The 12350-nt window shown below is 53.4% G+C and carries 10 protein-coding genes and 1 tRNA gene; 8 read left to right on the forward strand and 3 right to left on the reverse strand.

The annotated features are described in order from the left end of the window. Positions 1 to 55: 55 nt before the first annotated feature. Positions 56 to 427, reverse strand: coding sequence for a DsrE family protein (locus DPO_RS09260; protein ID WP_006965579.1), 372 nt, complete (start codon positions 425 to 427; stop codon positions 56 to 58). 15 nt (positions 428 to 442) lie between these two features. Further along, positions 443 to 916, reverse strand: a complete 474-nt coding sequence (locus DPO_RS09265) for a PaaI family thioesterase (protein ID WP_006965580.1) — start codon at positions 914 to 916, stop codon at positions 443 to 445. A 204-nt stretch (positions 917 to 1120) separates the two neighbouring features. Here DPO_RS09265 and htpG point away from each other — a divergent pair, with 204 nt between their 5' ends. The 6 genes from htpG to DPO_RS09295 all read left to right on the forward strand — a co-directional run bounded on the left by htpG (position 1121) and on the right by DPO_RS09295 (position 8529). Beyond that, on the forward strand, positions 1121 to 3043 hold the full coding sequence (htpG, locus tag DPO_RS09270) for a molecular chaperone HtpG (protein ID WP_006965581.1): 1923 nt from the start codon (positions 1121 to 1123) through the stop codon (positions 3041 to 3043). Then, entirely contained in the window at positions 3040 to 4374 is a 1335-nt protein-coding gene (gene rimO / locus DPO_RS09275) for a 30S ribosomal protein S12 methylthiotransferase RimO (protein ID WP_006965582.1), read from the forward strand. Before htpG ends, rimO begins: the two co-directional genes overlap by 4 nt. Continuing rightward, the gene (locus DPO_RS09280; protein WP_006965583.1) at positions 4371 to 5354 is read left to right on the forward strand and encodes a polyprenyl synthetase family protein; all 984 of its coding nucleotides are present in this window, start codon (positions 4371 to 4373) and stop codon (positions 5352 to 5354) included. The genes rimO and DPO_RS09280 overlap by 4 nt, the downstream gene beginning before the upstream one ends. 2 nt (positions 5355 to 5356) lie before the next feature. Continuing rightward, positions 5357 to 6604 carry a hypothetical protein gene (locus DPO_RS09285; RefSeq protein ID WP_006965584.1) on the forward strand — a complete coding sequence of 416 codons (1248 nt, stop codon included), beginning with the start codon at positions 5357 to 5359 and terminating at the stop codon, positions 6602 to 6604. A gap of 58 nt (positions 6605 to 6662) precedes the next feature. Beyond that, positions 6663 to 6738, forward strand: a tRNA-Val gene (locus tag DPO_RS09290). Positions 6739 to 6807: 69 nt separating this feature from the next. After that, on the forward strand, positions 6808 to 8529 hold the full coding sequence (locus DPO_RS09295) for a potassium channel family protein (RefSeq protein WP_006965585.1): 1722 nt from the start codon (positions 6808 to 6810) through the stop codon (positions 8527 to 8529). A 9-nt stretch (positions 8530 to 8538) separates the two neighbouring features. On the opposite strand, the gene DPO_RS09300 is transcribed toward DPO_RS09295, so the two are convergent. After that, entirely contained in the window at positions 8539 to 9294 is a 756-nt protein-coding gene (locus DPO_RS09300) for an IclR family transcriptional regulator (protein WP_006965586.1), read from the reverse strand. Positions 9295 to 9715: 421 nt separating this feature from the next. Here DPO_RS09300 and DPO_RS09310 point away from each other — a divergent pair, with 421 nt between their 5' ends. Beyond that, complete coding sequence (locus tag DPO_RS09310) at positions 9716 to 11803, forward strand: molybdopterin-dependent oxidoreductase (RefSeq protein WP_006965587.1); 2088 nt, start codon at positions 9716 to 9718, stop codon at positions 11801 to 11803. Positions 11804 to 11828: 25 nt separating this feature from the next. Beyond that, positions 11829 to 12344 (forward strand): 4Fe-4S dicluster domain-containing protein, encoded by a 516-nt coding sequence (locus tag DPO_RS09315; protein WP_006965588.1) that lies wholly within the window; start codon positions 11829 to 11831, stop codon positions 12342 to 12344. The last annotated feature ends 6 nt before the right edge of the window (positions 12345 to 12350 follow it).

The following is a 12350-nucleotide window of genomic DNA, read 5'->3' on the forward strand; positions in this document are numbered from 1 at the left end:
GCAGGGCATGGGGGGTATTCAGGAAAGGGATCAGCCGGCAGGGCCGCAAATCCGGTTAAAACGTGATGACCTGATACCCTTGTGCCAGGAACTGCGACATGGCCGGGTGGCCGTTCATGTCCCCGATCAGGGGGATGCCTGCGTTTTCCACGGCTTTTGTGGCCTTGAGCTTGGCACTGCACGCCTTGCAGGCCCCGTGAATGATGCCGGCGTCTTTGGCTTTCTGATAAAGGTCTGACAGAAAATGGCCGGGCTGGCTCATTTTTTCCACCAGGGTGACGGATTCTCCCTCCAGGACAATTTTGCCTTGCTGTCCGTTTGCATGCAGATCCAGGCCGTTGAGCAGCACATGGACAAAGCACAGAGGATCGCCCCTGAAGGCGAACAGGACTGTTTTCTGTTTTGGATCATTATTTTTTTCAGCCACGGGTTTCTCCTTGTTCTATTTTTTTGCCATCATGGTGTCCGGCATTTTCACGGCAATGACCCGGCCTTTGGCGCACAGTTTGCCTTCTGCGGAAACCCGGATGTCCACCACCACTTTTTTAGGGCCCATTTCCGATACCGTGCCCCGCAGTTCCAGAGGCACGCCCAGCGGGGTGGGGGCCAGATAATCCACATGAATGGAGCCCGTGACAAACCGCAACGCCGGATCGGTATCCATGGCCCGGCCCTGGGCTTTATATGTGGCGGCTGCAGCCGTGCCCGTGCCGTGACAGTCCACTAAAGAGGCGATCAACCCGCCGTAGACAAATCCGGGAATGGCTATGTGATAGGGTTCGGGAGTGAAAACAGCCACGCTTTCCTCTCCGTCCCAATAACTTTTGATCTGGTGCCCGTGTTTGTTGAGCCGGCCGCAGCCGTAGCAATGGCTGAATTCTTCCGAATAATAGTCTTGAAACGCTTTTTGTTCCATAAGCGGACTCCTTGATGATTTAATATGAAGAAAGAATCAGCAGGCAATGTAATATCTTTGAAAAAGAATGGCAAGGCGGTTTTTCAGCAGGATTGGGGGCCAGGCACACCCCTGGCCTTGACAATCCGGTTTTTGCCACAATAATTAGAAAAAATTTATTTTAACGCAACGATTAACCCTTTTAAAATCGACACAGGAGTAACCATGGGAGAGAAACAGACACACCAGTTTAAAACCGAAGTTCAGCAGCTGCTGCGCCTGATCATCAACTCTTTGTATTCCAACAAGGAGATTTTTGTCAGAGAACTGATATCCAATGCCTCGGACGCCATTGACAAGGCCCGGTTCAAGGAACAGACCGAACCGGACCTGTTCAGCGATGACACGGATTTTCAGATCCGCCTGGCCGTGGACCCGGAAAAAAAGACCTTCACCATCACGGACAACGGTATCGGCATGACTCTGGACGAAGTCAACGACAATATCGGTACCATTGCCAAGTCCGGCACGGCTGCGTTCATGGAAGCGCTGGAAAAATCCAAAAAAGAAACCACCCTGACCCCGGAACTCATCGGTCAGTTCGGTGTGGGATTTTATTCCGCCTTTATCGTGGCCGATAAAATCTGCCTGGAAACCCGGGCCGCAGGGGCAGACAAAGGGGTGCGGTGGGAATCGGACGGTCAGGGCACCTACAGCATTGAAGAGATCGACAAAACAGAGCGGGGCACCACCATTACCCTGTATTTGAAAGAGCCTGAAGAAGATGACCAGGATTTCACGGATGAATACACCATTCAGCACATTGTGAAAAAACATTCCGATTTTGTGACCTATCCCGTGATCATGAATCTGGAAAAAAGCGAACCCCTCCCTGAAAATGAAATCATCAAGGACAAGGACGGCAAGCCCATCGGAGACACCTTTAAAAAGGTGCGCAAAGACGAAACCCTCAACTCCATGAAAGCCATCTGGGCCCAGCCCAAAGATGAGGTCACTGAACAGGAGCATGAAGAGTTCTACAAACATATCAGCCACAACTGGGACAAGCCTTTGGCCGTGATCCACAACAAGTTCGAAGGGGTCACTGAATATGATGTGCTCATGTATATCCCGTCCAAGGCCCCGTTCGACCTGTTTAGGCCCGAGCGCAAGCACGGCATGCAGCTGTACTGCAAACGGGTGTTTATCATGGATGACTGCAAGGAACTGCTGCCCGATTATCTGGGGTTTGTCCAGGGGGTGGTGGATGCCCCGGACCTGAATCTGAATGTGAGCCGGGAGATCCTCCAGGAGGACCGGCTGGTGAGAAATATCCGCAAAAACCTGGTGAAACGGGTGTTCAGCACCTTAGAGGAGATGGACCCGGAAAAATACGAAGAATTCTACAACGAATTCGGCCAGGCTTTGAAGGCCGGCATTCCCACGGACTTCACCAACAAGGAACGGATTGCGGCCCTGCTGCGGTACAAGACCACCAAATCCGAGGGCAAATACGTGACCCTGGATCAGTATATCGGGAACATGAAAGAGGATCAGAAAGATATTTATTATATCACGGGTGAAAATCTGAACTCTTTGATGAACTCCCCGCTGCTGGAGTCTTTGAAAGCCAAAGACTATGAAGTGCTGCTCATGGTGGATCCCATTGACGAGTGGGTGACCCAGTCTTTGACCGAATACAAGGACAAGAAGCTCAAGAGCGCGGAAAAAGGCGATCTGGATGTGGAAAAGGTGGATGATGACAAGAAAAACGAATACTCGGCCCTGCTGTCTTTTCTCAAGGGCAAGCTGGAGAGCCATGTCAAGGATGTGGTGGTGTCCAACCGCCTGAAAGATTCCGTGTCCTGCCTGTCCGGGGATGACTGGGGCATGAGCGCCTACATGGAAAAAATCCTCAAGGCATCGGGCCAGAAAACCCCGGAACAGAAACGGGTGATGGAGGTCAATGTCAACCATCCGGTCATGGAAAAGATCAAACAGATATTCGAAACCGATACCACCAACCCCGTGCTTACGGATTACGCGGATCTGCTGTTTGACATTGCCGTGATCAGCGAGGGGGGCAAGCTGGACAACCCGTCGCGGTTCTCCAAACTCATGGGGGATCTGATGGCCAAAGCCATATGATCATTTATTTTGAAACCTTAGGGTGTTCCCGGAACCAGGTGGACAGCGAAGTCATGCTGGGAAAGCTCCTGGCGGCCGGGCACACCCGAACCCATGACCCGGCAAAAGCCCGGGTCATTGTGGTCAACACCTGCGGCTTTATCGCTTCTGCGGCGGACGAAGCCGTGGATACCATCCTGGAGATGGCGCAATACAAGAAACAGGGCGCGTGCCGCCGCCTGATCGTCACGGGATGTCTGGCCCAGCGGTACAAGGATGACCCGGGATTGACCGACAGCCTGCCCGAGGTGGATGCATTCCTGGGAACCGGGGCCTGTGAGCAGATTGTGGATGTGGTGGCGGACGGGGCCGTGTCTTGTCTGACCCTGTTCCCGGACCCCAATGCCCGATCCTTTGCCGATCTGTCCGTGGACCGGGCCCTGTCCGGAGACCCGTATGCGTTTGTCAAGGTGTCGGAAGGGTGCAACCGGCACTGCACTTACTGTATTATTCCCACCCTGCGGGGCCGGCAGCGGTCCCGCCCCCTGGATGATATCTGTACCGATGCCCTGTCGCTGGTAACACAAGGGGTAAAAGAGATCATTCTCACGGCGGAAAACACCACGGACTATGGCCGGGACCTGAAAGACGGCACCGGGTTTGCGGACGTGCTGGAAACCTTGTCCCGGCAGACAGCGGCTGTGGACCCGGACGTCTGGATCCGGATGCTGTATACCCACCCGGAGTCTTTGACCCGGCAGATCGTCGACACCGTCAAAGCCCATGACAATATCTGCGCCTATTATGACGTGCCCATCCAGCATGCAGACACCACGATGCTCCGGCGCATGGGCCGGCCTTATTCCCGCACCCAGCTCAAAGATTTGTTTGCCATGATCCGGCAGACAGACCCGGATGCGGCGTTGCGCACCACTGTGATCACGGGGTTTCCCGGGGAAACTCAGGAGATGTTTGACTCGCTGCTGCATTTTATTCAAGAGATTTGCTTTGATCATTTGGGGGTATTCACGTATTCCGATGCCGAAGACCTGCCTTCCCATGCGTTGACGGATCATGTGTCCGAAGATGTGGCCCAGGTCCGTCACGACACCCTGATGGCGGCCCAGGCGGAAATCTCCGGGCAGATCAACCAGAAGCATGTGGGAAAAACCTATCTTGTGCTGGTGGAAGAAAACCCGGAACCGGGCCTGTTTACCGGCCGGACCATGTTCCAGGCCCCGGAAGTGGACGGGGTCACGTTTATTTATTCGGACGGGCTTGCCATCGGCTCCCGGGTTCAGGTAAAGATAACGGATGGATATGAATATGACATCGCCGGGGAGAAGGCATGAAAACAGACTTGAAAACACAGATCCTGGCGCAGGTCACACCGGATTTAAATCAGGTGGAGCAGGCCCTGGAAGAGAATCTGGCCCCCCGCCTGGACTTGGTGAAGCAGATTGCCGCGCACCTTTTGTTCAGCGGCGGCAAACGTCTGCGGCCCCTGCTGTTCATCCATGCGGCCCGCATGTGCGGATACCGGGGCGGCCATGAGGTGATGTTTTCCACCATGTTTGAATACCTGCATGCCGCCACCCTGCTGCACGATGATGTGGTGGACGGATCAGCCCTGCGCCGGGGACGGGATGCGGCACACACCCTTTGGCCGGCGGCCCAGGTGGTGCTTACCGGAGATTTTCTTCTGGCAAGGGCCCTGGACATTGCGGCCCGGACAAACAATTCCCGGGTGATTGCCGTGATTGCAGAAATCACCCGGGAGATGTCTGAAGGAGAAATCGACCAGCTGGATAAAAAAGGCCGGATCGATCTGACCGAAGCCCAGTATATGAAAATTATCGAACGTAAAACCGCCGTGCTGATCCAGGGGGCCTGCCGGTGCGGAGCGATACTGGCCCACGCGTCCGAAGCAAAGGAGAATGCACTGGCGGATTTCGGGTTTCATGTGGGCATGGCCTTTCAGATGGCGGATGATCTTCTGGATTATACGGCCACGGCCACCCAGCTGGGAAAAAATCCGGGTGCGGATCTCAGGGAAGGCAAATTGACGCTGCCCATGATTTACAGCCTGGCCCATGCCGGCGTCAGAGACCGGAAATGGATGGAGCAGATGCTGTCTGAAACCGCGTTTGATCCTGTGCAGTTCCAGGCCTTGAAGGAAAAACTTGAGTCGCTTGACGGAATTTCCTATACTCAAAATAAGGCAAAAGAGGATGTGGCAAAGGCGGAACAAGCCCTGACCATTTTTGATGCATCCGCCTCAAAAACGATTTTAACTTTAATTGCGAACTATGCGGTTCACAGAAAGGTGTAATCATGGGTATCAGAAAACAGGCCGTTGTCTGGGCCGCAATTTTTGCAATATTGTTTCTGGGTCCGGGTGGGGCCGCTGCAACGTCCGATGAGATTCAGATTTTGACCACGGGGGTTCAATCGATTGCCGGCGAAAAGATCCCTGAAGCCCGACAGGCAGCCGTGTCGGAAGCGCTCAAGCAGGCGGTCACCCAAGCTTTTGCCCAGGTGGTGCCGCCCCGGACATTTGCCGACAATCTGGAATTCCTTTACTCCCGGATTCTGCCGTCCGCCGAGGATTATATCAGCACCTTCCGGGTTTTAGGGGAGGCGACTTATGAAGACAGCTATCTGGTGGGGGTGGAATCCCGTGTGCAGTCAGGACTGCTGGCCCAGGTGCTTGCAAAAGCGGGCATTTTCGATGCAGATGCGGACCAACCCCGGATTTTGCTGCTCATTGCCGAACAAACGGCGTCAGATCTGCTGCCTAAATACTGGTGGGGAAATAACCCGGAACCCTATCATTCCCATGCGGAAATTCAGATAGCGAACCAGATGACGCAAAACCGGTTCAATGTGGTGGCGTTGGGGGAAAATCGCCCGGATCCCAAAGACTATGGGATTCAGTTCAAGTCCATTTATGACACGGGGGCTGCCGTGGATCTGGCACAGGAACTGGATGCCGACCTGGTCGTGCTGGGCCGGGCCGGTGCCACTGAATCCGGCAACCCCATGGAAGATGAAAAAGGTTTTGATGCCGTTGTCCGCCTGAACGTGCTGGATGTCACCACGGGAAAATCCGTTGCAGACTGTGAGCATCAGGCGGCCGCCAAAGCAGATGCCGATCAGCCCGGGGATGTCCGGGCCATTGTCCGGGCCGTGGACCTGGCGTATGCGGATCTGTCAGCGCAGCTGGATCAGTCCTGGGCACCTAAAAAAAGGGAACAAGCCAGGTTCACGGTCAGTATCCATGGGAATCAGTTCCTTCCCCGATTCATTGCATTGGAAAAACGGTTTGCTGAAATGACAGAAATACAGAATGTGGTGCCCCGGGAGATCGGATCGGATCAGGCCGTTCTTGAAATGGTCTATGAGGGAAGCACCGAACAGTTTGCCCGGCATATCATGCGCAAGACCTTTGATGGATTTGGCATTGAAATCGCTGAATTGACAGAGACTGACGTGAGGATCCGTTTCATTGATGGGACAAATACCGGGGAAGTCGGTGAGTCAACCATTCCACAATCAGACAATGAAAAAACACGGCAATGACCCGGCAGTTTTTCTTGACATGACCCCCAGGGTCTGATAAAAGAACCTGATCATTTAAAGGCGCGTAACTCAGTTGGTAGAGTGCTACCTCGACACGGTAGAAGTCAGCGGTTCAAGTCCGCTCGTGCCTACCACAAAAAAGACCAGGGGGTCAGGGAGATATTCCTGACCCCTTGTTTGATTTTGGCAAACAGGAACATGCAATGATGAAAACCATGGCAACCCAGCTGACATTGCTGCTCAAAACCGGCAGCAGCCGAAGTAACGGCTGGATTCTGCTGAAATTCGTATTGATGCTGATATTTCTTTTTGCATTGTTCTCTGTGTTGTTCCATGTGCTGATGTTGTATGAAGGTCGTCAGTATTCCTGGATCACCGGGTTTTACTGGACTTTGACCACCATGTCCACGCTGGGGTTCGGCGATATCACTTTTCACAGCGATATCGGCCGGCTGTTTTCCGTTCTGGTGCTGTTCAGCGGGATTGTTTTTCTGCTGGTGATGCTGCCGTTCACATTTATCCAGTTTTTTTACGCCCCGTGGCTGGAAGAGCAGAACAAATCCCGGGCACCCAGGGCTGTGCCAAAAACCATGGCCGGTCACGTCATTCTGACCCATTTTGATGCCGTGGCAGTCACGCTCATTGAGAAACTTGAACAATACGGCATCGCTTATGTCGTTGTGACCCCGGAACTCCAGCATGCCCTGGACCTGCATGACCAGGGCTACCATGTGGTGGTGGGAGAGCTGGATGATCCGGAAACCTACCGGCGGTTGAATGTCGAGCAAGCCGTCATGGTGGCGGTGTTGAATGATGATATCGCCAGCACCAATATCATATTCACCATCCGGGAAACCAGTGATCAGGTCATCACTGTCACCAATGCGGACCTGGATGACTCCCTGGATATTCTTCAACTGGCCGGCAGTACGCATGTGTTCCAGTTTACAAGAATGTTGGGCCAGGCATTGTCAAGACGGGTGCTGGGGGTCAATATGCAGGCCAATATTGTCGGACGGTTCGATGACCTGCTCATTGCAGAGGTGCCGGCCATGCGCACCTGGCTCCAGGGCAAAACCATGGCTGAAAGCCGGCTAAGGGAAAAATGCGGGGTGACGGCTGTGGGGGTCTGGGAGCAGGGCATGTTCCGGATACCCACGGCAGACACCCGGATCCGGGAAACCACCGTCCTGGTGCTGGCCGGTACCCGGGCGCAACTGGAACAGTTTGATCGCTCTATTATTCGGGAAACAGATAAATCCGGGGCCGTGTCGGACGGTCCCGTGGTGGTACTGGGCGGCGGCCGGGTGGGTCAGGCCGTGGCCAATGCACTGGATCTTCGCGGCATTGATTACCGGGTGGTGGAGAAAAAACCCGGAATTTCCGAGAAATTCGATCATTTCATCCATGGCAGTGCCGGGGACCGGAGTATTCTGATTCAGGCCGGGATTGACCATGCGCCGTCCATTATCATCACCACCCATGATGACAGCCTCAACATCTATCTCACCATTTACTGCCGCCGTCTGAGGCCCGATGTCCAGATCATCAGCCGGGCCAGCCTGGACCGGAATATCAATACCCTGCACCGGGCCGGTGCCAACCTGGTGATGTCGTTCAGTTCCCTGCTGACCACGACCATTATGAATCTGATCCACCCCCAGAAAGTGCTTATGCTGTCGGAAGGCTTGAATGTGTTCCGCATGGAATTAAGCCCCCGGCTGGAAAACCAGGTGTTGCGGGATGTAAAGATCCGGGGAAAAACCGGATGCAGCGTCGTGGCAGTGAAAAAAGGGGAGGATTTGATCATCAACCCGGATCCGGCCATTGTGCTGGAAAAGAAAGATGAACTGGTGCTGATCGGGACGGCCAGTGCGGAAAAACTGTTTATGGAAAAATACCCTGCCGCTACTGAGCCGGAGTAGCCGGATTTTTCAGGCCAGTGCCCGGTTGATCCGCCGGGCCGCATCCAGGGTCTGATCAATGATGTGCGGCATCTGGTCATCGGACATCCCGGCCTTGAATCCCACCACCCACAGGGCGGGCAGCTGGTCGGAGAAGGGCGACAGACACACGGCCACGGCCCTTACACCCACTAAATATTCCTCATCATCTAAGGCATATCCTCTGGATTTCACGGTGTGAAGTTCTTCAAGATAGACGTCCGGGTCTATAATGGTCCGGGCCGTGAACCGGCGGATGGGATGGGCTTTCAGATAATCGGCTGCATCTGCCGGGGGCATGCAGGCTAAAAACGCTTTTCCCACGGCCCCGGCCAGCAGCGGAAGGGGTGTACCAATGGGAGAACTGATCTTGAAATCCTTTCGGGATTCGACAATGTCAATGACTGTGACACGGTCCTGATTCCGGATTCCCAGGAACACGGATTCATTGCATTGTTCCATCAGATGCTCCATGACGGGCCGGGCCGTTTGAATGATATCCACCCGCTCATACGCGGCTTTGCCCAGTTCCATCAGGGTCAGCCCGATGGTGTAGCGTTTGGATACGGGATCCCGGCGGATGGCGCCCTGTTCTTCCAGTGCTGCGGTAATGCCGTGAACCGTGCTTTTGCTGATGTCCAGACAAGCGGAAATGTCACTGATGCGCAGGCCTTTCCCGGATCTGGAAATGGCGGTGAGAATATCAAAGGCTTTTTTAACAATGGGTGCCTGGTAGCGTTTGGTCATGGGCGGTTGGTTTTTTTCTTTTTTTATGGGTTGATTCAGATAAAATGACCCAGGGTCTCCATTAGAAAGGCATAAAAAGAAAAAATTGTCAACAACAGGGTTGAGGTGTTCATAAAATGTCTCGGAAAAAAGGAAGTGCCATATAAGTCTTGCGCCGCAATTTTTTTATTGCACATCCCGGCCCGGGGTTCCGGCGGCAAACGGATTTCGGAACCGTTACAGACATGGCTATTTGCTTGACGTCATCACGTTTTAATGATTTACTTGACATGTTTGACAAAAAACAATCGCTTGATCCGGGGCGATTCCAGGATATGATGTATCTCTTCCCGTGTTTTTTAAAAAAAAAGATTCTTTGGCACGGTTATGGCAAGTAAATCGCCTCAAGTTTAAATTGTCAGTTATAAGGAGACAGTGAATTATGGATAAAGATGTGTTCAGTTTATGTTTCATGTGCTCGGTCAGATGCCCCATCAAAGTCGGTGTGAAAGACGGACATGTGGACTGGATTCAGGGCAACCCGCATGTGCCGGGTATTGACGGCAGTTTATGCCCCAGGGGCTCGGCCGGTAAATCCATGTTGATGGATGATCAGCGGCCGCAAACACCCTTGATCCGGGTGGGAGACAGAGGCTCCGGCAACTGGCGCAAAGCGTCCTGGGACGAAGCCCTGGATTATGTGGGAACCCGGCTCAAGGAAATCAAAGAAACCCATGGGGGACACGCCATTGCCCTGGGGGAACGGGCCCAGTTGAGTACGCACGTGAGCAAGGCTTTTTTGAAAGCATTGGGATCTCCCAACCATTTCACCCATGATGCTTTGTGCAAGGGATCCATGAACACGGCCTGCCGGTCCATGTTCGGATACACGGACGGCCAGATGGGTATCAATTATGGGAATACCAAACATATTGTCCTGTATGGCAGAAATATTTTCGAGTCCATCAATGTCAAAGAGGTGAACACCCTGATGGATGCCCTGGAAAAAGGGGCCAGACTCACCTATATCGATCCCCGGGTCAATGTGACCGCCGGCAAGGCGCACCGGTACTGGATGATCCGGCCGGGAACCGACCTGGCCCTGAACTATGCGCTGATGAACGTGATTATCAAAGAACGGCTCTATGATAAATCATATGTGGATAAATGGATCCATGGGTTTGTCGAGTTCCAGGATTTTATCAAAGACTACACCCCGGAATGGGCGGAACAGGAAACCGGAATTCCAGCCAATGAAATCAAATCCCTGGCCAGGGAAATCAGTAAAGTCAAACCCGGGGTGATTTTCCATTATGGATATCGGTGTGCCAGTCATCAGAATGAAATCTATATGCGCCGGTCCATCCTCATGCTCAACGCGCTCATGGGATCCGTGGAAGCCAAAGGCGGTATCTTTTTTAAAAAAGGGCCGGGCGCAGAAGGCGGCAAACCCGCCAGAAAGCTGACGGAACAGACGTTTCCTGAAATCACGGTGCCCCGGTTCGACAAGGTCGGGACCCCGGATTTTCCGCTGCCGGATCCGGCCCATGGCGCGCCGCAGATCCTGCCGTATGCCATTCTCAATGAAGACCCGTACCCCATCAAGGCGTTGATCAATTATCGCCTGGAAACCCTCATGTCCATCGCAGATACCAATAACACCAAAAAAGCCCTGGACAAGCTGGATCTCATCGTGACCATCGATATCAATTATTCGGATATTGCCTGGTATTCAGATGTGATTCTGCCGGAATCCACCTATCTGGAACGGACCGACTCCGTCCAGCAGCTCAACGGGCTCAAACCCATGATGTTTCTGCGGGAAAAAGCAGTGGAACCCCGGTATGATACCCTGGAAGGGCCCATCATTCTCAAGCGTCTTGGAGAGCGGCTGGGAATCGGGAACTATTTCCCCTATGAAACCATGGACGAACTGGTGGACTGGCAGCTGGAAGGCACCGGGTTCACCCGGGCGGATTTCAAGGAAAAAGGATTTGTCAGTTACGGCAAATCTCAGATTTTCTGGGACAGAAACGATATTCCCTTTAAAACTCCGTCCGGAAAAATAGAATTCAAATCATCGTTGCTGGAAGATGCCGGATTTTCGTCATTTCCTTTGTATGAATCCCCGTCAAAACCGGCGGATCCGGACAAGCAGTTCCGACTGGTGGTGGGACGGACCGCCCTTCATACCCATATCTCCACCCAGAATGTGCCGTATCTCAATGAACTGATGAGTGAAAACGTGCTGTGGATCAACCGTGAAAAAGCGTCAAGTCTGGGCATTCAAGAGGGTGCCACCGTGGAAGTGGCTTCCGCCTGCGGTAAAGGACGGATCAAGGCGTTTGTCACCGACTTGATTCATCCTGAGGCCGTGTTCATGGCCCATGGATTCGGCCATGAAGCCAAAAAGGCGGCCCGGTCCTACAATCGGGGGCTGTCCGATGCCGTGCTCCAGGAAAATGTCTACGACAAAGTGGGCGGCAGCCCGGCATATCATGACACGTTTGTCACCGTGACACCGGTGTAATTATCATCTCTTAAGGAGGCAATGAATGAGTCAGTATTACCTGTTCCAGGACAGTAGAAAATGTATTGGGTGTCACGCGTGTGAGATTCAGTGCAAAGCCAATAAAGATCTTCCCGAAGGTCCCAAACCCTGCCAGATTATCCAGGTGGGACCCAAGTTTATCAATAACCTGCCAAAGATGTCGTTTATCTTCATGCCCTGCTTTCACTGTGAAGATCCCTGGTGCGTGTCTGCCTGCCCCACCGGGGCCATGCAGCAGCGGTCCTCGGACGGCATTGTATTTGTGCAGCAAGACCTGTGTGTGGGATGCAAAACCTGTATCTCCGCCTGCCCGTGGGGCGCGCCCCAGTGGAATCCGAGCACCGGAAAAGTGGTGAAATGTGATTACTGCATGGATCGGCTGGACCAGGGCCTGGAACCGGCCTGTGTCACCACCTGTACCACGGGTTGCCTGAAATTCGGAAAAGTCGAGGACATGACCCAGATCCGTCGGCAGCGCCATGCACAAGCCGTGGCGTCTCTTGAGAACAGCAGTTTTTGAAAGGAG

Source organism: Desulfotignum phosphitoxidans DSM 13687 (assembly GCF_000350545.1).
In the GTDB taxonomy this organism is placed as follows: domain Bacteria; phylum Desulfobacterota; class Desulfobacteria; order Desulfobacterales; family Desulfobacteraceae; genus Desulfotignum; species Desulfotignum phosphitoxidans.